This is a genomic window from Pseudomonas sp. FFUP_PS_473, assembly GCF_002858665.1.
Classification (GTDB): Bacteria; Pseudomonadota; Gammaproteobacteria; order Pseudomonadales; family Pseudomonadaceae; genus Aquipseudomonas; species Aquipseudomonas defluvii.
The window spans coordinates 73,500-97,184 of sequence record NZ_PJQQ01000013.1 but is presented as its reverse complement, the minus strand read 5'-3'; the positions used below and the strand labels follow the sequence as shown (position 1 = coordinate 97,184).

Sequence of the window (23,685 nt, the reverse complement as noted above, 5' to 3'; positions counted from 1 at the left end):
GCGTATGCCTACCTGTCATAAAGAACGTGCAATCTTGCTTGCGCGATTACCCTTTCTTGCGCCAGGAGTCGATGACATGAGGCCAGAAATTGCTGTGCTGGATATACAAGGTCAGTACCGGGTTTACACGGAGTTCTATCGCGCAGACGCCGCCGAAAAGACGATCATCCTGATCAATGGATCGCTGGCAACCACTGCCTCGTTCGCCCAGACGGTGCGTAACCTGCACCCACAATTCAACGTTGTGCTGTACGACCAACCCTATTCGGGCAAGTCCAAGCCGCACAACCGCAACGACCATCTGCTGACCAAAGAGATCGAAGGCCAGATCCTTCTGGAACTGATCGACCATTTTGCTGCCGATCACATCATGTCCTTCTCCTGGGGCGGCGCCTGCACCCTGCTCGCCTTGGCCCACAAGCCACGGCGCATCGAAAAGGCGGTGATCAGCTCGTTCTCGCCGGTGATCAACGAACCGATGCGCGACTACCTCGAGCGCGGTTCACACTACCTGAACAAGTGCGACCGCTACGAAGTCGGCGCCTTGGTCAACGACACCATCGGCAAGCACCTGCCGTCGCTGTTCAAGCGCTTCAACTACCGGCATGTCAGCAGCCTGGACAACCACGAATACAAGCAGATGCACTTCCACATCAACCAAGTGCTCAAGCACGACCTGGACAACGCCCTGCGCTCGGCCCGCGTCATCGACATCCCGGTACTGTTCATGAACGGGGAATGGGACGAATACACCACCACCGAAGACGCACAGAAGTTCAGCAAACACGTGCGCAACAGCCACTTCAGCCGTATCCAGAGCGCCGGCCACTTCCTCGACATGGAACACAAGGCCGCTTGCCGCGACTCGCGCGATGCACTGCTGAGTTTCCTCACCCCCTCGCCTCGGGAACACCGCGTACGCACGCCGTTTACCCTGGGAGAACATGCCTTTGCCCTCTGAGCATCGGGGTCGCCGGTAACGCAGCAACCTGCATCACACGCCTTCGGGCACCCGCAAGATGCAGACCTTGCGTTACCGGCCGACCGCACAACACGCGTGAAGAAAGGCTTCAATTCCCGCCTCACTTCTGGTACAAAGTCGTCCTGCAGAGCGGGTGTCGTATAATGGCATTACTCCAGCTTCCCAAGCTGATAACGAGGGTTCGATTCCCTTCACCCGCTCCACTTTCCCCTCGCTGAAAATTCGTCTGATTCCATACGCTGCTGAAAATAAGGCATTTTTCCTTACCATCAGTCCAGCCTGATCTGCCCCCTCCCCGCCACTACGACGTTTTCAATCTTTCACTGCATCAATGCGATTGCGCCGGCTCCTGTTGCACCGCGCGAAGGTACGACATAGACTTCAACTACGCCAATGACGCATACCCAAGGACGGCATGATTTTCATCGAAACAACAATTTTCACAGAGGATGTGAAGACTCACCTCGAAGATGAAGAGTACCGGAAGCTCCAGCACTATCTTGCAGAGCATCCAGAAGCAGGTGATCTCATTGAGGAAACCGGGGGATTGAGAAAGGTCCGCTGGGCTGCAAAAGGAAAGGGAAAGAGTGGGGGTGTGCGTGTTATTTACTACCACGTTACCCACAAAGAACAGATACGAATGCTGCTGATTTACCGTAAAGGTATCCAGGATACGTTGACGAAAAAAGAAAAGGCAGTACTAAAAAGCATCAACCAAGGGTGGAAATGATGGACAAAAATCTCTTCGATCGTCTTGTTAACAGCATGACTGAGATGGATGAGATCGCCCGTGGTGAGCGCAAGCCATCCCGGGAATTCCGGGTCGACGCTGTACACGTGAAAGCAATCCGCGAAGCTACAGGTCTTACTCAAGAAAAATTTGCAAAACGAATCGATGTACCTGTTGGGACCCTCAGGAACTGGGAGCAGGGACGTCGTGTTCCAGAAGGGCCAGCACGTGCATTGCTGCGTGCGATTCATAATGACCCTACTCATGTGCTGGCCGCGTTGGCAGAAGCATGAAAGCCCCAGCCACATGGCGGGTTCAGGTTACAGACGCCCCCCGCTTTTAGCGGGGGGTTGTTTTTCCAAGCCAAATTCAAGCCTACACCCCATAGAAACCCTATAAGCCCGTGACATTGGCATTGCTCTTAAACAAAGAACCAAGGCCTTTCGCTTAGGGACGCTGTCTAGGCCTGCGCATTTGCCTCTCGCCTGACTCAAAACAACGCCAGTCGCTTTACTGTCGAAATTTCTTGCAACGTTTCTGCAATCGGGTACAAACAGTTCATCTCGCTGCACGCTGACCAGGCGCCCTGCCCGCCGCAGTGTTTCGGCGCTCGGGAATGAACGCGGCGTTGTTCTGAAACAGTCGAAAGGACCCGTTCATGTTTCTCTCCCGCTGGCTTCCGGGCCTGGCCAATTTGCTGCATTACCGCGCCGAGTGGTTTCGCCACGATCTTCAGGCCGGGCTGTCTGTGGCCGCGATTCAGATCCCTATCGCCATTGCCTATGCGCAAATTGTCGGCCTGCCGCCCCATGTGGGCTTGTATGCCTGCATCTTGCCAATGATTGTCTATGCCTTGGTCGGCAGTTCGCGGCAGTTGATGGTCGGGCCGGATGCCGCCACCTGTGCGATGGTTGCCGGAGCAATTGCGCCACTGGCGATGGGCGATCCGCAGCGGCTGGCGCAGTTGTCGGTGATTGTCACGGTACTGGTGGGGCTGATGCTGATCGCCGCCGGGGCGGCACGGGCCGGGTTTATCGCCAGCTTTTTCTCGCGACCTATTCTGATCGGCTACCTGAACGGGATCGGCCTGAGCCTGCTGGCCGGGCAGTTAGGCAAAGTGCTCGGCTTTCGGATCGAGGGCGATGGCTTCATTCTCAGCCTGATCAACATGCTGCAGCGCCTGAACGAAATCCATTGGCCGACGTTGGCCATTGGGGTTGCCGGGCTGATTGCACTGATCTGGTTGCCCCGGCACTTCCAACGCTTGCCGGCGGCACTGGTGACCGTGGCCATCGCCACGCTGGCGGTTGGCGTGCTGCGGCTGGACCGCTTCGGCGTTGCCATTCTGGGCGCGGTGCCCGCCGGGATGCCGGAACTGGCCTGGCCGCAAACCAACCTGGCAGAAATGAAAAGCCTGATGCGTGACGCCTTGGGTATCGCGACCGTGAGCTTCTGTAGTGCGATGCTCACCGCCCGCAGTTTCGCCGCGCGCCACGGTTACGCGATCAATGCCAACCACGAGTTTCTTGCACTGGGTGTGTCGAACCTCGCTGCCGGGGTTTCCCAGGGCTTTGCCATCAGCGGTGCCGACTCGCGTACGGCGGTCAACGATATGGTCGGCGGCAAGAGCCAACTGGTGGGCATTATTGCCGCGCTGGTGATCGCGGCGATCCTGATGTTCTTCACCGCACCACTGGCCTGGATTCCACAAGCCGCCTTGGGCGCGGTGTTGCTGATGGCCGGCTGGGGGCTGATTGATGTGCAGTCACTGCGCAAGATCCGTACACTCAGTCGCTTCGAGTTCTGGCTTTGCGTGTTCACCACCGTCGGCGTGCTCGGGGCGGGCGTGCTGCCGGGCATTATCATTGCCGTAACCCTGGCCATCCTGCGCCTGTTGTACAGCATCTACCAGCCAACCGATGCCGTACTCGGTTGGCTACCCGGCGTCGAAGGCCAGGTGGACATTCGTCACCACGAAGATGCCCGCACCGTACCGGGTTTAGTGGTGTACCGCTTCGATGATGCGATTCTGTTCTTCAACGCCGACTACTTCAAAATGCGCCTGCTCGATGCCGTACAACGTGAACACCAACCCCGTGCGGTGCTGTTCGACGCTGAAGCGGTGAGCACCATCGACGTCAGCGGTATCGCGGCCTTGCGTGAAGTGCGGGACACCCTCAAAGCGCAAGGCATTCTGTTCGGCATTGCCCGTGCCCGCGGCAAGTTCTTGCGCATGCTGGTGCGCTCGGGGATCGCGCGTGAACTGGAGGATCGCTTGCTGTTCGGCTCGGTACGGGCCGGCATTCGCGCCTACCGCGTATGGCGCAATCGGAACAAAGAGCTGTTTGCATCGGAGTAAGCGAAACTTCCTACATAACCTTGGGAAGTGCTTACCTTGTTGCACAACGGCATGCCCACTAGCCTTCGGGGGTCGCTGCATATTCAGCGACCAGATGTGGAAGTCTGGACCCTCTATAGGCGTGTATTCCCTGACAGGTGAATGCTGGCGTACTTTTATGCCTGTATGATTTGTTATGGCGGCTACGCGCAGGGCACCCTTTGGGGTGCGCCGGATTCCTATAGACCGGTCTTCCACCCTGCGTGTGGCTGCCACCCTCATGTGGAAGTGAGTCAGGGCAGCTCCTCTATGTCTATAGGAGCTTTACCATGATGAAAATTGTTCCCGACCCACCACGTTGTGCGCCGTATAAAACGGCATCGCTACCTTTTGGCTCCTGCGACGCAGGGCACCCGCCATTGTTTTCCGTTAACGAAGGCATTAGTGCCGAAGACGCGCTGGTGCATGCCTCCTTGCAACTGAAGGCAGGCATTGATGCCGTCAACCAGACCTGCTTCTGCCACGAGCGCACCCCGGAAGGCTTGCGCTGGGCCTCGCTGCACGCGATGGAGGCGGCCAAAGCGTTGATTGACGCCCTGCTCGACGGGTTCGAAGCGCAGGCCATGAAGCGCTAATACCTTCACTGACGCCATCGCAGGCAAGCCTGCATCCCACGCGGTTTGATCGGGGCCGGGTGGGAGCAGGTCTTGCCTGCGATTGGGGCCACGCGATTAACCCGCCAGCAACCCCGGCAAGGCATGCACCAGCGCATTGATTGCGAAACCAATGAACATCAACCCGCAGGCCCGGGTGATCCACAGTTCATAGCGCACATATAACGTACGGACCTGGCGCGCGCCCACCAGTGCCACCAGAATCGCATAGGCCAGCAAGCCACCCACAAAGCTGAGCACGATCAACAAGGGCAGCATCGACCAGGTCAGTGCCTCGGCGCGGCTGGATAACAATGCCGTAAAGGTGGCAACGGCCACCGGGTAGGCCTTGGGATTGGTCAGGCCGAACACCACGCCATGCCAGAACGGCTGACGCACCGGCCCCTGCTGCCCGTTTTCAGCAGACGGGCGACTGCGCAAGGCGCGCAGGCCCAGCCAGAACAGGTACACGCCGCTGATTACGCCCAGGCCATCAAACAGCAGGCTGCCAACCTGGCGCGCGCCGACGATGGCCACCAACGCAGTGCCACACCAGAGCACATCACCCAGCAGGTGCCCACAAAGAAACCCCGCCCCCGCCTTACGCCCACGTGCCGCGCCAATACCGAGCACCGCCAGGACACCGGGGCCTGGGGTAATGCCATAGATAAAGCCGGAGGCGAGCACAGCAAACACAAGCGAAAACGTCATCGGAACACGGGGCCTGAACAGAGCAAGGCACGAGAGTCTACGCGCGCGTCCACGCGGCAGCCAGCCACTCAATAGCCCAGGGATTCAAGAATCGGCGCTTCATCTTGCGGCAGTGAGCGCCCGAGAAAACGCTGCAGCTCGCCGCTGCGGTTGGTGAAAATGCCATCAGCCCCCGCGGTCAGCACCTTTTGAAAATCCACCGGCAGGTCAACCGTATAGGCATGCACCAGCAGCCCTTTGTCATGGGCATTCCGGATCATCGAGGGCTGTACAAGGTTGGCGTAACTCTGATCGCCGCCCCCGGTCAGCGCCACCGAGGCGCCAACACCCATGGCGCCGCCTGCCTTGGCATAGTCGAGCCAGCGCTCGAACTCGGCGTTGTCTTTCGGGTGTTGTCGCGCGAGGAAGGCGGCTCGATCGGTTTCCCCTGACTCAGCGAATGTTTGCGCCTCGGCGGGTTCAACGTAACCTTTGCCCAGCCACAACAACAGCGTCTTGGGTACCTGCGGCATGATCGAATGGAGCAACGCCAGGCTGTCGCGGTCGAAGGTTTGCAGCACCACCCGGCCAGGCATGTCGAGCCAGCCGCGAGCCTTCAGCCGATCATGCAGGTCCTGCTCGATACCGGGGAACAGCTTGGGCGCTTTGGTTTCGATATAGAGGCCCGGCACCCGCTGCGGGTTGGCCTCGGCGATGTCCAGCACCTCGTCCAGGGTCAGTATTTGCAACCCGGCATATGCGAGGCGTGCACGAGCAGGGTAGGCCTGGTTGAACCAGGTGCCCATATCCAGTGTTTTCAGCTCCGCCAGGGTAAAGGCACTCACGGGACGGTCTTTGCGCTCGGGGAAACGCTGGGCCACATCGCTGGTGCGTAGCAGGTTGCTGTCATGCAGCGCGACCAGCGCACCGTCGCTACTGCGTTGAAGATCCAGCTCAAGGTAATCGGCCCCCAACTCACGCGCCAGCGCATAGGCCGCCGCAGTCGACTCCGGGGCATCGAAAGAGGCGCCGCGATGGGCGATCACCGCCGGGTAGGCAATATGCTGAGCGGCTGCCAAGCCTGGGCCGTCGATGGCCTGAGCTGTTGCCCAGGGCAGCAGCACGGCACTCATGATGGCAGCAATGCGGTGTATCGACATGGGCTTCTCTCAACCAGTGGACGCCTCCAGCATAGTCGCCCACGCTGATGACAAGCGGGACGTGCGTGATACAGTCGCGCCCATTCCTTTGCATTACCTGTCTGTGAGCCTTGCATGCCCTCTGCCAACTTCGACGCCACCCTCGCCGCTTGGCCTGAACTGGCCTCCCGCCGCCCTTGCAGCGGCTTGCTGCTGGGCAACGGCGCCAGCCGTATGGTGTGGCGCCCGTTCGCCTATTTCTCATTGTTCGAGCTGGCCCAGCGGGTACGCCACAAACCCTTGGGGCTTACCGATCAGGCCTTGTTCAAGTCCATGGGCACGGAGGTGTTCGAGCCGGTGCTCACGGCACTGAACACCACGGTACGGGTCAATGCCGCCCTGGCCATCAGTTCGTCGGCACCGCTGAACCGCTATTACGCAATCAAGGAAGCGCTGATTCATGCCGTGCGCAGCGTGCATATCCCGTGGAAGCTGCTGCCTGCCTCGACCCTGCACACCCTCAACCAGGAGCTGCGCAATTACCGCAGCATCTATTCGAGCAACTACGACCTGCTCACCCATTGGGCGGTGAGCTACGCGCCTGAAGGGTTTCAGGTGCTGTTCGATGAGGAGGGCGTGTTTGACGTACGCCGCAGCCGCGGTGAAGGCCATCGCCTGCTTTACCTGCACGGTGGCTTGCACCTGCTCAAGCAACAGGACGGCAGCACCCGCCAACGCAGTGCCCGCGAAAGCGCACTGCTCGACGGCTTTGCGGTGAACACCCCCGGCGATGTGCCGCTGTTCATCAATGAAAGCAGAAGCGACGACAAACTGCGCGCTATCCGTACCTCGGACTACCTGAGCTGGTGCCACGGCGAACTGGCCAGCCATGAGGGTGGCCTGTGTATTTTCGGGCACCGCCTGGACAGCTCCGACCGGCATCTGGTGGAGGCCATCAAACAGGCCAACCCCGGCCACCTCGCGATTGCGGTACACCCACTGAGCGAAGCAGCGATCATCGGCCAGAAGCAGCACTATGCGGCGTTGTTTGCCGAGCGCCCGGACATCGAACTGTGTTTCTTCGATGCCAGCAGCCACCCGTTGGGGCAGGCTGAATTGGCGGTGGCCGTTCCCCCTGCCAGCAAACGTCGCCGCTAAACGCTGTGCAGGGACTGTATCCGTTGTTTTGTATGCAACTGTTACAAGACCGCACCCAACGCCTGTGGCTCAATGGACGGACTTATCTGCCCAAGGCGTTCCCGCATGTCTACCCGCGAAAACACCGGCATGGCCCTCGGCCTGCTCGGCGTGGTCATTTTCAGCCTGACCCTGCCCATGACCCGTATCGTCGTGCAGGAACTGCACCCACTGCTCAATGGGCTGGGCCGGGCGCTGGTCGCCGCCATTCCCGCTGCCGCGCTGTTGCTCTGGCGTCGCGAAAAATGGCCGACCTGGCAGCAAATAAAAGGGCTGAGCCTGGTAGCGCTGGGGGTCATTCTGGGGTTCCCGGTGTTTTCCGCGTGGGCCATGCAAACCGTACCGGCATCCCACGGAGCACTGGTCAACGGCCTGCAGCCGCTGTGCGTAGCGGTGTACGCGGCCTGGTTGTCCCACGAGCGCCCGTCAAAAGCCTTCTGGGCCTGCGCCGCGCTGGGCAGCGTTTTGGTGCTGGCCTACGCCATGATCATGGGTGCCGGGCAGATCCAGGCCGGTGACCTGCTGATGCTCGCCGCCATTGCGGTGGGTGGCCTGGGGTATGCCGAAGGCGGGCGACTGGCGCGTGAAATGGGCGGCTGGCAGGTGATCTGCTGGGCGCTGGTTTTGGCCAGCCCGTTGCTGCTCGGGCCGGTGGTGTACCTGGCGCTGCAGCACCAGGGCGAGGTCAGCAGCAAAACCTGGTGGGCCTTCGGTTATGTTTCGCTGTTCTCGCAGTTCATCGGTTTCTTTGCCTGGTACGCTGGCCTGGCGCTGGGTGGCATCGCCCGGGTGAGTCAGGTGCAGTTGCTGCAGATCTTCTTCACTATCGCCTTTTCCGCCCTGTTCTTTGGCGAACAGGTCGAGCCGATTACCTGGGTGTTTGCCACCGGGGTGATTCTGACTGTGGTACTGGGCCGGCGCACACGGGTGCATCCGGCCCAGCGCCCAGCCAAGGTTTAGGCCGCGAGCAAACCGTCAGCCCGCAGCAGGGTTTCCAGGCAGTGCTCCTGAACCCCATAGAACGCTTTGAGCTCCTGGATTCTGGCCATCAACACGCTCGCATCGACCGGATCGCGACGCTTGATCGCCAGGATCATCTTGTTCTTGTTGGTGTGTTCAAGGGAAATGAACTCGAACACCTTGGTCTCATAGCCGCAGGCTTCCAGGTACAGCGCGCGCAAGCTGTCGGTCAGCATTTCAGCCTGCTGGCCCAAATGCAGGCCGTATTGCAGCATCGGCTTGAGCAGGCCCGGGGGGTGCATTTGCGGGCGAATCTGTTTGTGGCAGCACGGCGAGCACATGATGATGGCTGCACCACAGCGGATACCGGTGTGGATGGCGTAGTCGGTGGCGATGTCGCAGGCATGCAGGGCAATCATTACGTCGATGGCGCTGGGCACGACGGTGCGCACGTCGCCATGTTCGAAATGCAGGCCCGGGTGCTCCAACTGAGCCGCAGCCTTGTTGCACAGCTCGACCATGTCCTGGCGCAGCTCGACGCCGGTGACCTGGGCCTCACGCTGCAGGGTGTTGCGCAGGTAATCATGGATGGCGAAGGTCAGGTAACCCTTGCCCGAGCCGAAATCCGCGACACGCAGTGGCTGCTCTGCGCCCAGGGTCGAGCTGCCGAGGGCATGGGAAAACACCTCGATGAACTTGTTGATCTGTTTCCACTTGCGCGACATGGCCGGAATCAGCGCATGCTGCTTATCGGTGACACCCAGGTCGACCAGGAACGGTCGGCTCAGTTCCAGGTAGCGTTTCTTCTCCCGGTCATGCTCGCCCGCCGGCGCCTGACGTGCCTGCTGTGCTGCGCTGTGGTGCAGCATCGGCTTGCCTTTCTTGCTGAACTCCAACTGGGCTTCATCGCTGAGGCTCTGCAGGTGGGCGTTGCGAAAACTGCCTGGCAGCAGTTCAGCCACCAGTGCCAGGGCTTCGTCGACCGGCAGATTGCGGGTGATGTCACGGGTTTGGTAGCGGTAGACAAACGACAGGCAAGCCTGGCCCTTGACGGTCAGCGGCTTGGCGATCACCCGTTGCAGGGCTTCTTCGGTGCCGACATGGCGCGCCAGCACCAGCTTGATCAGGGCATTCTGCTGCAGGCAGGTGGCGAGCAGGGCCAGAAACTGCGCACGCGCATCCGGCGCGGCCTGGGCGGTAGGGGTATCGGACATCAGGAGTGGGTGCCTCGGAGTGCGGGGACGCGCCAGTCGGCGCCAGTGCCGGGCATTTTACGTGGATGACCCGCGCAGGCACAGCTTTTGTCGATGATTGCCCTGCCCTTACGGCAATATCACCAGGCGATTGGGCAATTCATTACGGGCCTGCGTCAGTGGCACATGGGCACTCAACAGTTCGCCACACGCCTGAATACAGTCGAGAAAACCCTGCAAGGTCTGGCCTTGCCCGACCTGCCCGGTGAAGCGCTGCACAATGCGGTCCCAGACCTGATTGTCCAAATGCCGGGAAATGCCTTCGTCGACCAGAATCTCCACATAGCGCTCGGCTTCGCTGACAAAGATCAGCATGCCGGTGCTGCCCGCCGTACGGTGCAGGTTCTGTTCAAGGAACTGCCGCCGGGCCAGGTTCGAGGCCCGCCAATGGCGCACAGCGCGCGGAATCAAGCGGGTGGTCAGGCGCGGCACACGAAACACCAGACTGAACACAATGAAGGTCAGCCATTGCGCGATCAGCAGCCCATGCCCACCCCGCCAGCCGCTGAGGTAATAGATGATGCCCGGCAGCACCAGTGCCAGCAGGCTGGCCCAGAGCAGCGGGATATAGGTGTAGTCGTCAGCCCGAGCGGCCAACACCGTGACCAGTTCCGCGTCGGTGTTGCGCTCGACCTGGGCAATCGCCTCGGCGACCTGCCGTTGTTCAAATTCACTGAGCAATGCCATGCACTGTGGCTCTTGTTGATGAGTTATCTACCAGCCGCCCGATGAGCCGCCACCGCCAAAACTGCCGCCACCGCCACTGAAGCCGCCCCCACCCGAACCGCCGCCGAAGCCACCAAGGCCGCCACCAAAACCGCCGCCGCGCCCGCCTCGCCCACCGCTCAAGCCCAAGCCTTGCAAGGTGAAGGCGAGTACCACCAGCAAGATGAACAAGCCGATGGTCCAGCCACGCGAGCCGCCTTCGGCCTCTGCGCCCGTCGCCTGGGCCGGTTCGGCCAAGGGGTTGCCCCCCAATACCTGAATAATCGCCGCCGTGCCCTGAACGATACCTTGGCTGAACTCGCCGCGCCGAAACGCCGGGGTAATGATGCTGTTGATGATGACGGAGGACTGGGCATCGGTCAGGCGCTCTTCCAGCCCGTAGCCGACCTCGATACGCAGCTTGCGCGCCTGTGGCGCGACGATCAGCAATGCGCCATTGTCCTTGCCGCGCTGGCCGATCCCCCAGTGCCGTCCTAGCTGGTAGCCGTAGTCTTCAATGCTCATGCCTTGCAGGTCAGGCAAGGTGACCACCACCACCTGCTCACCGCCGCTGGCCTGCTCATGGGCCGCCAACATCTGGCTGAGCTGGGCAATACTGGCCGCATCGAGCAAATGAGCCTCGTCCACCACGCGCCCGGTCAGGGCCGGGAAGCTGGGTTCAGCGCGCAGCGTCAAGGCTGCACAGAGCAGTGCCAGCAGCACAGCAGCCTTGAGCAGGCGCATCAGAATTTCACTTCAGGGGCTTTGTCGGCATCGGCACTGGTCGCCTCGAAGGTCTCACGCAGCGGCATGTCGCTGTACATCAAGCTGTGCCAGATACGCCCGGGAAAGGTGCGGATCTCGGTGTTGTAGCGTTGTACGGCGGCGATGAAATCCTTGCGCGCCACGGCAATCCGGTTTTCCGTGCCTTCGAGTTGCGACTGCAGGGCCAGAAAATTCTGGTTCGACTTCAGCTCCGGGTAACGCTCGGAAACCGCCATCAGCCGGCTCAAGGCCCCGCTGAGTTGAGCTTGTGCCGCCTGGAACTGGCGCAATTTTTCCGGGTCGTCCAAGGTACTGGCGTCGACCTGAATCGAGGTGGCCTTGGCCCGGGCCTCGACAACGGCGGTCAGGGTGGTCTGCTCTTGCTTGGCATAGCCTTTTACCGTCTCCACCAGGTTGGGAATCAGGTCGGCGCGCCGCTGGTACTGGTTCTGCACTTGCGCCCAGGCCGCCTTGACCTGTTCGTCATACTGAGGAATGTTGTTGATCCCACAACCGGCCAGCAGGCTGGACAGCATCAACACGACCCAGAGCCGTATCGCTTTGGCATGAAGTACCTGCATCGTCATCGTGCTCCTTGATTACCCGTAAAAGTCCGGACTTCAGGCATAATCCCCGGCCATCGCTGGAATGCAATGGCACAATCGGCTAAAAGATCCCAGCCCATTACAACAATAGCTGCTCCCCCAATTTCGGCTGTGCAGTCTCCCTGATGAATACTGCTCTGAGCCTTGAGAACGAATAGTCATGAACAAACTCTGTTTGCTGGGCCTGCTTGTCAGCCTGGCCAGCCATACCGCCTTTGCCGATACCACTACCGAGCCGCAGAAGAACAAGCAGGCGTTTATTGCCGACCTGATGCAGCAAATGACGCTCGAGGAAAAAATCGGCCAGTTGCGCCTGATCAGCATCGGCCCGGAAATGCCCCAGCCGCAGATCCTCAAGGAAATCGCCGCGGGCAACATCGGCGGTACGTTCAACTCCATCACCCGTAGCGAGAACCGCCCTCTGCAGGATGCGGCGGTGAAGAACAGCCGGCTGAAGATCCCGATGTTCTTCGCCTATGACGTGATCCACGGCCACCGCACCATTTTCCCGATCAGCCTGGCGCTGGCCTCCAGTTGGGACATGAACGCCATCCACACGGTCGCCCGTACCTCGGCAATAGAGGCCAGTGCCGACGGTATCGACATGACCTTCGCGCCCATGGTCGATATCGCCCGTGACCCGCGCTGGGGCCGCAGCAGTGAAGGCTTCGGTGAAGACACCTACCTGGTTTCGCGGATCTCCAAAGTGATGGTCGAGGGCTTTCAGGACAACAACCCGGCATCGGCGACCAGCCTGATGGCGAGCGTGAAGCACTTCGCCTTGTATGGTGCAGTGGAAGGCGGGCGCGACTACAACACCGTCGATATGAGCCCGATCAAGATGTACAACGACTACCTCCCGCCTTACCGCGCCGCTGTCGATGCGGGTGCAGGCGGGGTGATGGTGGCGCTCAACTCGATCAACGGTGTACCGGCCACGGCCAACACCTGGTTGATGAATGACCTGCTGCGCAAGGAGTGGGGTTTCAAGGGCGTCACGGTCAGCGACCACGGTGCGATCTTTGAACTGATCAAGCACGGCATCGCCCGTGATGGTCGCGAAGCGGCGAAGCTGTCGATCAAGGCCGGCATCGACCTGAGCATGAACGACTCACTTTACGGCCAGGAACTGCCGGGCCTGCTCAAGTCCGGCGAGATCAATCAGGCGGATATCGACAATGCCGTGCGTGAAGTGCTGGGTGCCAAGTACGACATGGGCCTGTTCGACAACCCGTACCGACGCATCGGTATCGCCAGCGAAGACCCGGCCGACACCTACGCCGAAGGACGCCTGCACCGCGATGCCGCCCGTGATGTAGCGCGCCGCAGCATGGTCTTGCTGGAAAACCGCAACCAGACCCTGCCCCTGAAGAAACAGGGCACCATTGCCCTGGTCGGGCCACTGGCCGATGCCCCTATCGACATGATGGGCAGTTGGGCCGCGGCAGGCCGCCCGCGTCACTCCGTGACCGTGCATGACGGTATGCGCCGTGCGCTGGGCGAACGCGCCCGCGTGATCTACGCCAAGGGTGCAAACATTACCCACGACAAGGCGATCCTCGATTACCTGAACTTCCTCAACTTCGCTGCGCCGGAAATCGTCGACGACCCACGCCCTGCGGCAGTGATGATCGATGAAGCGGTCAAGGCCGCGCAGCAAGCAGATGTCGTGGTTGCCGTGGTAGGCGAGTCGCGGGGCATGTCCCATGAGTCGTCCAGCCGCACCACGCTGGAAGTCCCCGCCAGCCAACGCGCCCTGATCACGGCCTTGAAAGCCACCGGCAAACCGCTGGTGCTGGTGCTGATGAACGGCCGACCATTGTCGCTGACCTGGGAACGCGAACAAGCCGATGCCATGCTCGAAACCTGGTTCAGCGGCACCGAAGGCGGCAACGCCATCGCGGACGTACTGTTCGGCGACTACAACCCGTCCGGCAAACTGCCTATGACCTTCCCGCGTTCGGTGGGGCAGGTGCCGATGTACTACAACCACCTGAGCATTGGTCGCCCATATACACCGGGCAAGCCGGGCAACTACACCTCGCAGTACTTCGAGGAACCCAACGGCCCGCTCTACCCGTTCGGCTATGGCCTGAGCTACAGCGAGTTCAGCCTGTCGGAGCTGACGCTGTCCAGCAAGACCCTGAAGCCTGGGCAAACCCTCGATGCCAGCATCCGCGTGAAAAACACCAGCAAGCGTGACGGTGAAACTGTGGTTCAGTTGTACGTTCGCGACGTCGCAGCGTCGATTAGCCGGCCCATCAAGGAGCTGAAGAACTTCCAGAAAATCAGCCTCAAGGCGGGCGAAGAACGCATCGTTCATTTCACCCTCAGCGAAGACGACCTGAAGTTCTACAACGCTCAATTGAAGTACGCTGCAGAACCTGGCGAGTTCAACGTGCAGGTCGGGCTGGACTCAGAGGCCGTGAAACAGCAGAGTTTCGAGCTGCTGTAAGCGGTCGCCGCGATGTCCAAGGGGAAGTGCCGGAATGCCTTCCCCGTTGCCGGGATTCTGTTTGCCATGCCTATTTCCTTTCGCGCCATGCGCTTGGGCCTGATGCTGTTCCTGATGCTCACAGGCATGCTCTTGAGCACGGCGTGGGCCTGGCAGCATGCCCAGCGCCAGGCCTTGCTGGAGGATGCCTCCAGGGCGAGCCAGCAACTGGGCCTGTACGCCAACTCGCTACACACCCTGATCGAACGCTACCGCGCCTTGCCCGCGGTGCTGGCCCTCGACCCGGAACTGATCGCAGCCCTCAGTGGCCCGGTCACAGCCCAGGTTCAGGAGGCGCTCAACCACAAGCTGGAGCGTATCAACGGCGCGGCCAATTCCTCGACCCTGGAACTGCTGGACCACACGGGCCTGGCCGTCGCCGCCAGCAACTGGCGTTTGCCCAGCACTTACGTTGGGCAGAACTATGCGTTCCGCCCCTACTTCAAACAGACCATGAACCAGGGCAGTGGGCGTTTCTATGCCGTAGGGGTCACCAGCGGCATCCCTGGCTACTTCCTCTCCAGTGCGGTCAAGGACAGTAACGGGCGCTTTCTCGGTGCAATGGTGGTCAAACTGGAGTTTCCGGAGCTGGAGCGGGAGTGGCGCCAGGGCAACGATATCCTGCTGGTCAGTGATGCCCGCGGCATTATTTTCATCGCTAACCAGGACGGCTGGCGCTACCGCGAACTGCAACCGCTTGGCGCCGAAGACCGCAAGGAGCTGGAGCAAACCCGGCAATACGACAAGCAGCCGCTGGTACCCCTGAAACATCATCCACTGAACCGCTTTGATGACAACAGCCAACTGGTCAGTGTCCAGGGGCCAGCAGGCACCAGGGACTACCTGTGGGAAAGCCTGCCGCTGGGCACTGAAGGCTGGACACTGCACCTGTTGCGTTCGCCCCAGGTGACTGAAGACGGGCGCAACGCAGCCCTGGCGGCTGCCGCGTTATGGCTAAGCCTGTTCTTTGCGCTGCTGTTCATCAGCCAGCGCCTGCGCATGGCACGCCTGCGCCAACGTAGCCGCCAGGAGCTGGAGCGTTTGGTCGAAGCCCGCACCCGCGACCTGCGTACCGCTCAGGAAGGCTTGGTGCAGTCCGCCAAACTGGCCGCCCTGGGGCAGATGTCGGCCGCCCTGGCCCACGAGATCAACCAGCCGCTGACCACCCAGCGCATGCAACTGGCCACCTTGCGCCTGCTCCTCGACAATGAACGCCTCGACGAGGCGCGTAAGGCACTGGAGCCACTGGAACAGATGCTGACCCGCATGGCGGCCCTGACCGGGCACTTGAAAACGTTCGCCCGCAACAGCCCCAGCGGCCTGCGCGAACGCCTGGACCTGGCCACAGTGGTGGATCAGGCCATGCAGTTGCTCGATCCGCGTATCCGCGCCGAGGGCGTCAGTACGGCGCTGTACCTGGCCCGACCAGCCTGGGTGCGTGGCGATGCGATCCGCCTTGAACAGGTGCTGATCAACCTGCTGCGCAATGCCCTCGACGCCATGCTCGACAAGCCCTACAAACGCCTGGAAGTGCGCATTGAGGTCGACCAGCACGATTGGAAACTGAGCGTACTGGACAGCGGTGGCGGTATTGCCGACGAACACTTGGCCAACGTTTTCGACCCGTTCTTCACCACCAAACCTGTGGGTGAAGGGCTTGGCCTGGGTCTTGCTATCTCCTACGGTATCGTCCATGAAATCGGTGGTCGCCTGCAGGTTGAGAACCTGCCGGGTGGCGCCCGCTTCACCCTGACCTTGCCCAGCGATACGGAGCCAGCATGTTGAATTCGGTGATCGTCGTTGATGACGAAGCCAGCATCCTTACTGCGGTGGAGCAGTGGCTGACCCTGTCGGGCTTCAGCGTTCAGTTGCACAACCGTGCCGAGGCGTGCCTGGCACAATTGCCCGAGCACTTCCCCGGTGTGGTGGTGAGCGATGTGCGCATGCCCGGCATGGATGGCCTGCAACTGCTGGAACAGCTGCAAGCACGCGATGCCGACCTGCCGGTGATCCTGCTGACCGGCCATGGCGATGTGCCGATGGCCGTACAGGCCATGCGCAAGGGGGCCTACGACTTTCTGGAAAAGCCGTTCAGCCCCGAAGACCTGCTCAGCAGCCTGCGCCGCGCCCTGGAAAAACGCCAATTGGTGCTGGAAAACCGCTCGCTACATGAACAGGCCGACCTCAAGGCGCGGCTTGAGTCCACGTTGCTTGGCATGTCCCAAGGCATGCAGCAGTTACGCCGTCAGGTACTGGAGCTCGCCGCGCTACCGGTCAATGTCCTGATACGTGGCGAAACCGGTAGCGGCAAGGAGCAGGTTGCCCGTTGCCTGCACGATTTCGGCCCGCGTGCGAACAAACCTTTTGTCGCGCTTAACTGCGCGGCGATCCCCGAGCAGTTGTTTGAAGCTGAGCTGTTCGGCCACGAAAGCGGTGCCTTCACCGGTGCTCAGGGCAAACGTATTGGCAAGCTGGAATACGCCAACGGCGGCACGGTGTTCCTCGACGAAATCGAGAGCATGCCCTTGGCTCAACAGGCCAAGCTGCTGCGCGTCTTGCAGGAACAGAAGCTCGAACGCCTGGGGGCCAACCAGAGCATCGCCATCGACCTGCGGATCATTGCCGCGACCAAACCCGATCTGCTTGAAGAGGCCCGCGCCGGGCGCTTTCGTGAAGACCTTGCCTACCGTTTGAACGTCGCCGAACTGCACTTGGCGCCGTTACGCGAGCGCCGCGAAGACATCCCGTTGCTGTTCCAGCATTTCGCCCGTACCGCTGCCGAACGACTGGCCCGCATCCCACCCGTTTTAAGCGGCGCACAACTGGGCAACCTGCTCAGCCACGATTGGCCAGGCAACGTACGCGAACTGGCTAACGCTGCTGAGCGCCAGGTTCTGGGCCTGACACCCCCTCAAACGCTGGCGGTAGAAAGCGGGCAGTCGCTGACCGCCCAGACAGAGGCCTTTGAGGCCCAATGCCTGCGTGCGGCACTTACCCGCAACAAGGGCGATATCAAGGCAGTGCTCGAGGAGCTGCAACTGCCCCGGCGCACCCTCAACGAAAAGATGCAGCGCCACGGCCTGCAGCGTGAAGACTTTCTCGACCGGCCCTGAGCCAGTAAGCGGATTCTTGCCGACCTCCCCCTGAGCGATAAGCGAATTTCCGCTTACCAAAGAGGCTAAACCCTTCTAGAACGGGCCTCTGGCATCTGGCACAGCTCCTGCTATGGCACAGGCAAGCTGCGTTTCGGCGCGCTCCACAAAAACAACGAGAAGGATCCATCATGGATAATTCAAGCACCCTGTCTGTCGGGGCGGCCATAGCGCCTGCCGCAGAAAAAAACACTGCCAGCCGGCTCAAGTCGATCTTCAGTGGCTCCATCGGCAACATGGTCGAATGGTACGACTGGTACGTCTACGCCGCATTCTCGCTGTATTTCGCCAAGGCCTTCTTCCCTGCTGGTGACTCCACCGCACAACTGCTCAACACCGCCGCGATCTTCGCCGTGGGCTTCCTGATGCGCCCTATCGGCGGCTGGCTGATGGGCCTGTACGCCGACCGCAAGGGACGCAAGGCTGCGCTGATGGCCTCGGTGCTGTTGATGTGTGCCGGCTCGCTGCTCATCGCCCTGACTCCCGGTTATGAAACCATCGGCGTTGCGGCCCCCGTTTTGCTGGTGATCGCCCGCTTGATGCAAGGCCTGTCCGTGGGCGGGGAATACGGTACTTCGGCTACCTACCTCAGCGAGATGGCCAGCAAGGAGCGCCGTGGTTTCTTCTCCAGTTTCCAGTACGTGACGCTGATCTCCGGCCAGCTGATCGCCCTGGCTGTGTTGATCGTCCTGCAACAGACACTGACTACCGAAGAGCTCTACGCCTGGGGCTGGCGCGTACCGTTCGTGATCGGCGCGCTGTGTGCAGTGGTTGCGCTGTACCTGCGTCGTGGCATGGAAGAAACCAGCTCGTTCACCAAGAAGGAGAAGTCCAAGGAAAGCCTGATGCGCACACTGATACGTCATCCCAAGGAGCTGATGACGGTAGTTGGCCTGACCATGGGCGGTACCCTGGCCTTCTACACCTACACCACCTACATGCAGAAGTACCTGGTAAACACGGTGGGCATGACCATCAGCGACTCGACCACCATTTCAGCGGCCACAATGTTCCTGTTCATGTGCCTGCAGCCAGTGATCGGCGGCCTGTCCGACAAGATTGGCCGTCGTCCGATCCTGATTGCCTTCGGTGTATTGGGAACACTGTTCACCGTACCGATCCTCAGCACCCTGCACACCATCCAGACCTGGTGGGGCGCGTTCTTCCTGATCATGGCTGCACTGATCATCGTCAGTGGCTACACCTCGATCAACGCCGTGGTCAAAGCCGAGCTGTTCCCTACCGAGATCCGCGCCCTGGGCGTTGGCCTGCCCTATGCACTGACGGTATCGATTTTCGGCGGTACCGCCGAATACGTAGCACTGTGGTTCAAGAGCAATGGCATGGAAGCCGGCTTCTACTGGTACGTCACCGCCTGCATCGCCTGTTCGCTGCTGGTGTATGTATTCATGAAGGACACCCGCCAGCATTCACGAATCGTCACCGACTGATACAGCGGTCTTTGTGGGATGCAGGCTTGCCTGCGATGGCGTCGGCGCAGGGATCAGCGCCAGAACACAAAAAAGGGGCCGTTACTGGCCCCCTTTTTTGTGTTCAGTGCCTCACGAAAGTTCGGCGGAGACTTGGCGTTGCTCACGTCCTTGGTAGTACGAGGCTGCGACAATCAGCACCAACAGCACACCGCCCAGCACCAGCGATGAACCGACGGTGCCAAAATCCAGCCCGCCCTTTTCGTGCGGCTTGGTCAGGAAGTCGCCCAAGGTGGCGCCGAATGGCCGAGTCAGCACAAACGCTACCCAGAACAGCAACACACCCGACAACCGCGTCCAGTACCTCGCCAACACCACCACGCCAATGGCCGAACCGATCAGCAACGCACCACCGGCAAAGCCCAGGCCGGAGTCGTCGGCCAGGTAGTCGCCCAACGCGGTACCCAAGGTGTTGGAGAACAGAATCGCGGCCCAGTAGAACAGCTCGCCGCGCCGCGTTTGAACATGGCTCACATCGAGCGAGTCACCGCTGAAGCGCCAGGCGACAAAAATCGCCGCCAGAATGCCGATCAGGATCATCGAACCACTGGCATAGCCCAAGCCCAGAGTGCGGTCCATGAAGTCGGACATCGTCGTACCGGCGGTACTGGTCGACAGAATCACCAACCAGTACAGCACCGGGCTGTAGGTACGGGAAAACAGCTGGGTAACCAGGGTCGCCAGGAAAATGCCGATCAGAATGACCGAACTGAGGGCATAGCCAACGTTCAGGGTCATCGAAAGCAAGTCACCGGCGGTTTCGCCCAAGGTGGTTGCACAGATCTTCATGACCCAGAACGCCAGGGTTATCTGAGGAAGTTTATTCACGCGTTCACCGCTCCAGGAAAAAGTGCGGCAAGGCTGCGTAAAGACGGATGAAAAACCAGTCGAGCAGAGATGAAAAATTCGTTGGTTTTTTTGTTTCGCCATATGTATCGAATTAACTGATTTATACGCGTTATTTTTTGCGCTTTTTAAACAATTTAACGAGCGTAACATTGAACCCATAGCAACACACAACCCCTCACTACCCCGGAGCAACCACCATGAAAAGCAAACTGATCCTGACCCTCGTCTTCTCGGTTCTGGCTGCAAACGCATTCGCTGAAGATGGCTTTGAACGCACCCATGCTCACAGCTTTACCAGCGAGCACAGCCAATCAGCCGGCTATGTCGAAGACGGTTTTGATCGGACGGGGGCTGGCAAATTTGCTGAAGACGGCTTTGACCGCACTGGCGCTGCCAAGTTTGCCGAAGATGGTTTCGACCGCACCGGCGCTGCCAAGTTTGCCGAAGACGGTTTCGACCGTACCGGCGCTGCCAGGTTTGCCGCAGATGGTTTCGACCGCACCCAGGCCCACCGCTTCAGCTAATACAACGGCAACGACATGCTCAACGCCCGGCTTCGGCCGGGCTTGGTCGTTTTCAACGACGATGGACCTTGGCACACTAGCAGGCCGTAAAATTGCTAGCAGACCCTCGATGTACTACTACGAACCCGCAAAAGGCCATGGCCTGCCCCACGATCCCTTCAACGCTATCGTCGGCCCACGACCGATTGGCTGGATCTCTAGCCAGGACGCAGAAGGTCGCCTGAACCTCGCGCCTTACAGCTTTTTCAACGCGTTCAATTACATCCCACCGATCATCGGCTTCTGCAGCGTCGGACGCAAAGACAGCCTGAACAACATCGAGCAGACCGGCGAGTTCGCCTGGAACCTGGCTACCCGCCCCTTGGCCGAAGCCATGAACCAGAGCTGCGCAGCAGTCGCGTCGCACGTCGATGAGTTCGCCTTGAGCGGGCTGACACCCGCCGCCTCGAAGGTGATCGCCGTACCGCGCGTGCAGGAAAGCCCGGTGTCGTTCGAATGCAAGGTGACGCAGATCGTCCAGCTGCAACGTGCCGACCAGGCACTGGTACCGAGCTGGCTGATTCTGGGTGAAGTGGTGGCCGTGCATATCGCCGAGCATCTGCTCAAAGAGGGTATCTACGACACGGCGGCCGCCGAGCCGATCCTTCGTGGTGGCGGCCCGGCGGACTACTTTGAACTGGGCAACCTGTTCAAGATGACCCGTCCGCAGGTGTGAGTTACCAGCGCAGTTCGGCGTCCTCGCTGACCCCGACCAAGCGCTCTAGTTCACCACACGCGGCGACGTCAGCTTCGTGAGCGGTCTTGAAGGTCTGGCCCGGCAGCACTTTGTGGAAGCGTGGTGCACCACCGGCGCCCAGACCTTTTACCGCGATGGCGGCACTGTAACCGCCCTCTCCCGGAACCACGGCCGAAACGGCCTCGTACTGTGCAAACTCTCTGCGTGCCATGGAGTTGAAACCTGCCTCGGTGACTGGAAAGCCAGCATTCTAACCTGTGTGCGCCTCGCCGAATGTCTGTACGTCGAGGCTGTCGAGTAACTGCGCCTGAAGCAAGTCGCCGAACAGCATCAAGGTTGGCGAGGCGAAATAGTCCGCCATCGCAGCCGAATTGCACCAGGAGCCACTGAGCAGCCAAAGCCGCGTATCGCTGGTAGAGCGTTGCAGGCTGAAGCTCAGGCAACCGGGCGCCTGTCGCGAAGGCTCAAGCAACTGCTGCAGGCGTTCGCCCAGCTCTGCCGAGCGCCCGGAACTGGCACGAACGAACGCAAGATGGCTGACCGGTTGCGGTGAAGTCATGGGCGGTTCTCCTGAAAGCGGCCAGAGGGGGAAATTGCCAGGTTGCACAGCGTAGAACCGCGAACACGCGTGGCGATAGGCAATTCCTGCCGATGACTTGCCTGATTCTGCACAGGCTCATCGCCAGCGAAAGCCCAACCTGACGCGAGGCCTCGCCCATGCCGATGGGTTTCAGGCAAGCATCCGGCACAATCATGCCCCTAGAGAGACAGCTCACGCAGGATCAGGCAAGAACCCGGCAGCATCCGACTAGCGTCACCACTTGCACAAACCTATGCTTTGTCCGGTCACCTCAGGAAGCTGTCGCATGTCATCCGAAGCCCCCGCCGCGCCACAACTGGAACCTGCTTTCGAGCAGCAACGACTGGAACTGGCCGACCTGATCAAGCGACACACGGCCAGCCAGATTGGCGTTGCATCGGCCATCGACGACCTGTACCTGGTGCGCTATGAAGAGCGTGTGCGCTCGATGCCTACACTGGCGCAACCGGCACTGTGCATCATGGCCCATGGCAGCAAGGAAGTCCGATTGGGCGATGAGTGCTACACCTACGATCCACTGCACTACATGGTCGTGTCGGTAGCCCTGCCGATCAGTGGTGTACTGCTGGATGCGAGCCCTGAGAAGCCTACACTTGGCGTGCGCCTGGATATCGACCCGGCTGAAATCCATAGCCTGATTGCCGAAGCCGGCCCGATGAGCGTGCCATCTCCACGCTCAGGGCGCGGTCTGTTTATAGAACGCATCGACAGCGAGCTACTCGATGCCTTGCTGCGCCTGGTCCGCCTGCTCGACACCCCCAGAGACATTGCCGTACTGGCACCGCTGGTACGCCGCGAGATTCTGTACCGGCTACTGCGCGGGCAGCAGGGTTACCGGCTTTACGAGATCGCCATGGCCAACAGCCAGACACACCGTGTCTGTCAGGCCGTTCAATGGCTGAACGAGCATTTCCACCACCCGTTGCGCATTGACGAACTGGCCCGGGAGGTGAACCTCAGCACGTCGACACTGCACCACCGCTTCAAGGCCGTGACCTCGATGAGCCCCCTGCAGTACCAAAAACAACTGCGTCTGCAGGAGGCCAGGCGGTTGATGCTCAACGATGGGCTGGAGGCTTCGGTGGCGGCCTATCGCGTCGGCTATGAAAGCCCGTCACAGTTCAGCCGCGAGTACAGCCGCCTGTACGGGGCACCGCCGCTACGAGACCTGGCCCGGCTACGCAGCGCCTTATAGGTCGCCCTTGCCGGCGCCCACGGTGAAACGCTGACGAGAATGGGCTGGTTTCTCTACCTCGTCGAGCATGGCAATGGCGTAGTCGGCGAAGGTGATCCAGCTTCTGCCGTCAGCACCAATCAGCAAGTGATCCTTGCCCAGGGTGTACACCCCAGTGCGCGCGCCTTCAACAAACTCGGCCGAGGGTGAAAGGAAAGTCCAGTCCAGTTCGTGCTCCTGGCGCAAGGTGTCCAGGTAATGACCGCCTGCCGTAGCCTCAGCCTTATAGGCTTCCGGGAAGTCCGGGCTGTCGATCACTTTGTGCCCGGATGGCAGCAGCAGGCTACCGGCGCCTCCGACGACCAGCAGACGCTTGACCCCGGCCCGCTTCACCGGCTCGATGATCGCCTGCGGTTTGATCCCGGAGAAATGCGCCGCACTGAGCACCACGTCATGGCCGACCAGGGCCTGCTCTAGCGCGGCAGCATCAGTGACATCCAGCTGGCGTGTGGTCACGCCCGAACGTCCGGCCAGGGAGGCCGTATTGCGGGCAATGGCTGTGACACTGTGACCACGGCGCAAGGCTTCTTCCAACAACTGGCTACCAGCACGGCCAGTAGCACCGATAATTGCGATCTTGCTCATGGA

General features: G+C 60.6%; 24 protein-coding genes and 1 tRNA gene. 15 read left to right on the top strand and 10 right to left on the bottom strand.

The window, feature by feature from the left end:
* The first annotated feature begins 76 nt into the window (after nucleotides 1-76).
* The 6 genes from CYD26_RS11345 to CYD26_RS11320 all read left to right on the top strand — a co-directional run bounded on the left by CYD26_RS11345 (nucleotide 77) and on the right by CYD26_RS11320 (nucleotide 4,685).
* Nucleotides 77-961, top strand: a complete 885-nt coding sequence (locus CYD26_RS11345; protein ID WP_102052643.1) for an alpha/beta fold hydrolase — start codon at nucleotides 77-79, stop codon at nucleotides 959-961.
* A 150-nt stretch (nucleotides 962-1,111) separates the two neighbouring features.
* Nucleotides 1,112-1,185, top strand: a tRNA-Gly gene (locus tag CYD26_RS11340).
* A 212-nt stretch (nucleotides 1,186-1,397) separates the two neighbouring features.
* Nucleotides 1,398-1,712 (top strand): type II toxin-antitoxin system RelE/ParE family toxin, encoded by a 315-nt coding sequence (locus tag CYD26_RS11335; protein ID WP_102052642.1) that lies wholly within the window; start codon nucleotides 1,398-1,400, stop codon nucleotides 1,710-1,712.
* Nucleotides 1,712-2,005: a NadS family protein gene (nadS, locus tag CYD26_RS11330; RefSeq protein WP_102052641.1), complete on the top strand. Its 294-nt coding sequence runs from the start codon at nucleotides 1,712-1,714 to the stop codon at nucleotides 2,003-2,005. Before CYD26_RS11335 ends, nadS begins: the two co-directional genes overlap by 1 nt.
* Nucleotides 2,006-2,370: 365 nt before the next feature.
* Nucleotides 2,371-4,071, top strand: coding sequence for a SulP family inorganic anion transporter (locus tag CYD26_RS11325; RefSeq protein ID WP_102052640.1), 1,701 nt, complete (start codon nucleotides 2,371-2,373; stop codon nucleotides 4,069-4,071).
* Nucleotides 4,072-4,379: 308 nt separating this feature from the next.
* The gene (locus tag CYD26_RS11320) at nucleotides 4,380-4,685 is read left to right on the top strand and encodes a DUF3077 domain-containing protein (RefSeq protein ID WP_065758674.1); all 306 of its coding nucleotides are present in this window, start codon (nucleotides 4,380-4,382) and stop codon (nucleotides 4,683-4,685) included.
* Nucleotides 4,686-4,781: 96 nt separating this feature from the next.
* On the opposite strand, the gene CYD26_RS11315 is transcribed toward CYD26_RS11320, so the two are convergent.
* Both CYD26_RS11315 and CYD26_RS11310 read right to left on the bottom strand, forming a co-directional pair.
* A complete protein-coding gene (locus CYD26_RS11315; protein ID WP_102052639.1) occupies nucleotides 4,782-5,414 on the bottom strand; it encodes a LysE family translocator in 633 nt (210 codons plus the stop codon).
* Between the two features lie 68 nt (nucleotides 5,415-5,482).
* A complete protein-coding gene (locus tag CYD26_RS11310) occupies nucleotides 5,483-6,553 on the bottom strand; it encodes a glycerophosphodiester phosphodiesterase family protein (protein ID WP_102052638.1) in 1,071 nt (356 codons plus the stop codon).
* A gap of 114 nt (nucleotides 6,554-6,667) precedes the next feature.
* Between CYD26_RS11310 and CYD26_RS11305 the strand changes: the two genes are divergently transcribed.
* Together CYD26_RS11305 and CYD26_RS11300 are read left to right on the top strand one after the other, a co-directional pair.
* Nucleotides 6,668-7,690: a DUF4917 family protein gene (locus CYD26_RS11305; RefSeq protein WP_102052637.1), complete on the top strand. Its 1,023-nt coding sequence runs from the start codon at nucleotides 6,668-6,670 to the stop codon at nucleotides 7,688-7,690.
* 105 nt (nucleotides 7,691-7,795) lie between these two features.
* A complete protein-coding gene (locus CYD26_RS11300) occupies nucleotides 7,796-8,689 on the top strand; it encodes a DMT family transporter (RefSeq protein WP_102052636.1) in 894 nt (297 codons plus the stop codon).
* Here CYD26_RS11300 and CYD26_RS11295 read toward each other — a convergent pair.
* The 4 genes from CYD26_RS11295 to CYD26_RS11280 all read right to left on the bottom strand — a co-directional run bounded on the left by CYD26_RS11295 (nucleotide 8,686) and on the right by CYD26_RS11280 (nucleotide 11,993).
* A complete protein-coding gene (locus CYD26_RS11295) occupies nucleotides 8,686-9,903 on the bottom strand; it encodes an SAM-dependent methyltransferase (RefSeq protein ID WP_102052635.1) in 1,218 nt (405 codons plus the stop codon). The two genes, CYD26_RS11300 and CYD26_RS11295, sit on opposite strands and share 4 nt — an antisense overlap.
* A gap of 108 nt (nucleotides 9,904-10,011) precedes the next feature.
* The gene (locus CYD26_RS11290; protein WP_102052634.1) at nucleotides 10,012-10,629 is read right to left on the bottom strand and encodes a TPM domain-containing protein; all 618 of its coding nucleotides are present in this window, start codon (nucleotides 10,627-10,629) and stop codon (nucleotides 10,012-10,014) included.
* Nucleotides 10,630-10,656: 27 nt separating this feature from the next.
* Nucleotides 10,657-11,391 carry a YgcG family protein gene (locus CYD26_RS25710; RefSeq protein ID WP_102052633.1) on the bottom strand — a complete coding sequence of 245 codons (735 nt, stop codon included), beginning with the start codon at nucleotides 11,389-11,391 and terminating at the stop codon, nucleotides 10,657-10,659.
* Complete coding sequence (locus CYD26_RS11280) at nucleotides 11,391-11,993, bottom strand: LemA family protein (RefSeq protein ID WP_099775660.1); 603 nt, start codon at nucleotides 11,991-11,993, stop codon at nucleotides 11,391-11,393. Before CYD26_RS11280 ends, CYD26_RS25710 begins: the two co-directional genes overlap by 1 nt.
* 184 nt (nucleotides 11,994-12,177) lie before the next feature.
* Between CYD26_RS11280 and bglX the strand changes: the two genes are divergently transcribed.
* The 4 genes from bglX to CYD26_RS11260 all read left to right on the top strand — a co-directional run bounded on the left by bglX (nucleotide 12,178) and on the right by CYD26_RS11260 (nucleotide 19,114).
* On the top strand, nucleotides 12,178-14,472 hold the full coding sequence (gene bglX / locus CYD26_RS11275; protein ID WP_102052632.1) for a beta-glucosidase BglX: 2,295 nt from the start codon (nucleotides 12,178-12,180) through the stop codon (nucleotides 14,470-14,472).
* Nucleotides 14,473-14,538: 66 nt separating this feature from the next.
* Nucleotides 14,539-16,296: an ATP-binding protein gene (locus CYD26_RS11270; RefSeq protein WP_099775662.1), complete on the top strand. Its 1,758-nt coding sequence runs from the start codon at nucleotides 14,539-14,541 to the stop codon at nucleotides 16,294-16,296.
* Entirely contained in the window at nucleotides 16,290-17,624 is a 1,335-nt protein-coding gene (locus tag CYD26_RS11265; RefSeq protein ID WP_102052631.1) for a sigma-54 dependent transcriptional regulator, read from the top strand. Before CYD26_RS11270 ends, CYD26_RS11265 begins: the two co-directional genes overlap by 7 nt.
* Before the next feature lie 170 nt (nucleotides 17,625-17,794).
* Nucleotides 17,795-19,114 (top strand): MFS transporter, encoded by a 1,320-nt coding sequence (locus CYD26_RS11260; RefSeq protein WP_065758685.1) that lies wholly within the window; start codon nucleotides 17,795-17,797, stop codon nucleotides 19,112-19,114.
* Nucleotides 19,115-19,225: 111 nt separating this feature from the next.
* On the opposite strand, the gene CYD26_RS11255 is transcribed toward CYD26_RS11260, so the two are convergent.
* The gene (locus CYD26_RS11255) at nucleotides 19,226-19,981 is read right to left on the bottom strand and encodes a hypothetical protein (RefSeq protein WP_102052630.1); all 756 of its coding nucleotides are present in this window, start codon (nucleotides 19,979-19,981) and stop codon (nucleotides 19,226-19,228) included.
* A 218-nt stretch (nucleotides 19,982-20,199) separates the two neighbouring features.
* Between CYD26_RS11255 and CYD26_RS11250 the strand changes: the two genes are divergently transcribed.
* Nucleotides 20,200-20,526 carry a hypothetical protein gene (locus tag CYD26_RS11250; protein ID WP_102052629.1) on the top strand — a complete coding sequence of 109 codons (327 nt, stop codon included), beginning with the start codon at nucleotides 20,200-20,202 and terminating at the stop codon, nucleotides 20,524-20,526.
* A 109-nt stretch (nucleotides 20,527-20,635) separates the two neighbouring features.
* Nucleotides 20,636-21,241, top strand: a complete 606-nt coding sequence (locus CYD26_RS11245; protein ID WP_099775666.1) for a flavin reductase family protein — start codon at nucleotides 20,636-20,638, stop codon at nucleotides 21,239-21,241.
* A 1-nt stretch (nucleotide 21,242) separates the two neighbouring features.
* Here CYD26_RS11245 and CYD26_RS11240 read toward each other — a convergent pair whose 3' ends face one another.
* Together CYD26_RS11240 and CYD26_RS11235 are read right to left on the bottom strand one after the other, a co-directional pair.
* Nucleotides 21,243-21,473 carry a hypothetical protein gene (locus CYD26_RS11240; RefSeq protein WP_099775667.1) on the bottom strand — a complete coding sequence of 77 codons (231 nt, stop codon included), beginning with the start codon at nucleotides 21,471-21,473 and terminating at the stop codon, nucleotides 21,243-21,245.
* 39 nt (nucleotides 21,474-21,512) lie between these two features.
* Nucleotides 21,513-21,821 carry an antibiotic biosynthesis monooxygenase family protein gene (locus tag CYD26_RS11235; protein ID WP_102052628.1) on the bottom strand — a complete coding sequence of 103 codons (309 nt, stop codon included), beginning with the start codon at nucleotides 21,819-21,821 and terminating at the stop codon, nucleotides 21,513-21,515.
* Between the two features lie 307 nt (nucleotides 21,822-22,128).
* Between CYD26_RS11235 and CYD26_RS11230 the strand changes: the two genes are divergently transcribed.
* Nucleotides 22,129-23,058: an AraC family transcriptional regulator gene (locus tag CYD26_RS11230; RefSeq protein ID WP_102052627.1), complete on the top strand. Its 930-nt coding sequence runs from the start codon at nucleotides 22,129-22,131 to the stop codon at nucleotides 23,056-23,058.
* Here CYD26_RS11230 and CYD26_RS11225 read toward each other — a convergent pair.
* Nucleotides 23,053-23,682: an NAD(P)-dependent oxidoreductase gene (locus tag CYD26_RS11225; RefSeq protein ID WP_065758691.1), complete on the bottom strand. Its 630-nt coding sequence runs from the start codon at nucleotides 23,680-23,682 to the stop codon at nucleotides 23,053-23,055. The genes CYD26_RS11230 and CYD26_RS11225 overlap by 6 nt on opposite strands.
* Nucleotides 23,683-23,685: the final 3 nt, after the last annotated feature.

Excerpts from the sequence above, each read along its gene's own strand:
- CYD26_RS11265 (WP_102052631.1), top strand. The coding sequence starts at position 16,290 with ATGTTGAATTCGGTGATCGTCGTTGATGACGAAGCCAGCATCCTTACT.
- CYD26_RS11260 (WP_065758685.1), top strand. The coding sequence starts at position 17,795 with ATGGATAATTCAAGCACCCTGTCTGTCGGGGCGGCCATAGCGCCTGCC.
- CYD26_RS11325 (WP_102052640.1), top strand. The coding sequence starts at position 2,371 with ATGTTTCTCTCCCGCTGGCTTCCGGGCCTGGCCAATTTGCTGCATTAC.
- CYD26_RS11315 (WP_102052639.1), bottom strand. The coding sequence starts at position 5,414 with ATGACGTTTTCGCTTGTGTTTGCTGTGCTCGCCTCCGGCTTTATCTAT.
- CYD26_RS11310 (WP_102052638.1), bottom strand. The coding sequence starts at position 6,553 with ATGTCGATACACCGCATTGCTGCCATCATGAGTGCCGTGCTGCTGCCC.
- CYD26_RS11235 (WP_102052628.1), bottom strand. The coding sequence starts at position 21,821 with ATGACTTCACCGCAACCGGTCAGCCATCTTGCGTTCGTTCGTGCCAGT.
- CYD26_RS11295 (WP_102052635.1), bottom strand. The coding sequence starts at position 9,903 with ATGTCCGATACCCCTACCGCCCAGGCCGCGCCGGATGCGCGTGCGCAG.
- bglX (WP_102052632.1), top strand. The coding sequence starts at position 12,178 with ATGAACAAACTCTGTTTGCTGGGCCTGCTTGTCAGCCTGGCCAGCCAT.
- CYD26_RS11305 (WP_102052637.1), top strand. The coding sequence starts at position 6,668 with ATGCCCTCTGCCAACTTCGACGCCACCCTCGCCGCTTGGCCTGAACTG.
- CYD26_RS11240 (WP_099775667.1), bottom strand. The coding sequence starts at position 21,473 with ATGGCACGCAGAGAGTTTGCACAGTACGAGGCCGTTTCGGCCGTGGTT.
- CYD26_RS11250 (WP_102052629.1), top strand. The coding sequence starts at position 20,200 with ATGAAAAGCAAACTGATCCTGACCCTCGTCTTCTCGGTTCTGGCTGCA.
- CYD26_RS11270 (WP_099775662.1), top strand. The coding sequence starts at position 14,539 with ATGCCTATTTCCTTTCGCGCCATGCGCTTGGGCCTGATGCTGTTCCTG.
- CYD26_RS11320 (WP_065758674.1), top strand. The coding sequence starts at position 4,380 with ATGATGAAAATTGTTCCCGACCCACCACGTTGTGCGCCGTATAAAACG.
- CYD26_RS11245 (WP_099775666.1), top strand. The coding sequence starts at position 20,636 with ATGTACTACTACGAACCCGCAAAAGGCCATGGCCTGCCCCACGATCCC.
- CYD26_RS11280 (WP_099775660.1), bottom strand. The coding sequence starts at position 11,993 with ATGCAGGTACTTCATGCCAAAGCGATACGGCTCTGGGTCGTGTTGATG.
- CYD26_RS11290 (WP_102052634.1), bottom strand. The coding sequence starts at position 10,629 with ATGGCATTGCTCAGTGAATTTGAACAACGGCAGGTCGCCGAGGCGATT.
- CYD26_RS25710 (WP_102052633.1), bottom strand. The coding sequence starts at position 11,391 with ATGCGCCTGCTCAAGGCTGCTGTGCTGCTGGCACTGCTCTGTGCAGCC.
- CYD26_RS11300 (WP_102052636.1), top strand. The coding sequence starts at position 7,796 with ATGTCTACCCGCGAAAACACCGGCATGGCCCTCGGCCTGCTCGGCGTG.
- CYD26_RS11335 (WP_102052642.1), top strand. The coding sequence starts at position 1,398 with ATGATTTTCATCGAAACAACAATTTTCACAGAGGATGTGAAGACTCAC.
- CYD26_RS11225 (WP_065758691.1), bottom strand. The coding sequence starts at position 23,682 with ATGAGCAAGATCGCAATTATCGGTGCTACTGGCCGTGCTGGTAGCCAG.
- CYD26_RS11230 (WP_102052627.1), top strand. The coding sequence starts at position 22,129 with ATGTCATCCGAAGCCCCCGCCGCGCCACAACTGGAACCTGCTTTCGAG.
- nadS (WP_102052641.1), top strand. The coding sequence starts at position 1,712 with ATGGACAAAAATCTCTTCGATCGTCTTGTTAACAGCATGACTGAGATG.
- CYD26_RS11345 (WP_102052643.1), top strand. The coding sequence starts at position 77 with ATGAGGCCAGAAATTGCTGTGCTGGATATACAAGGTCAGTACCGGGTT.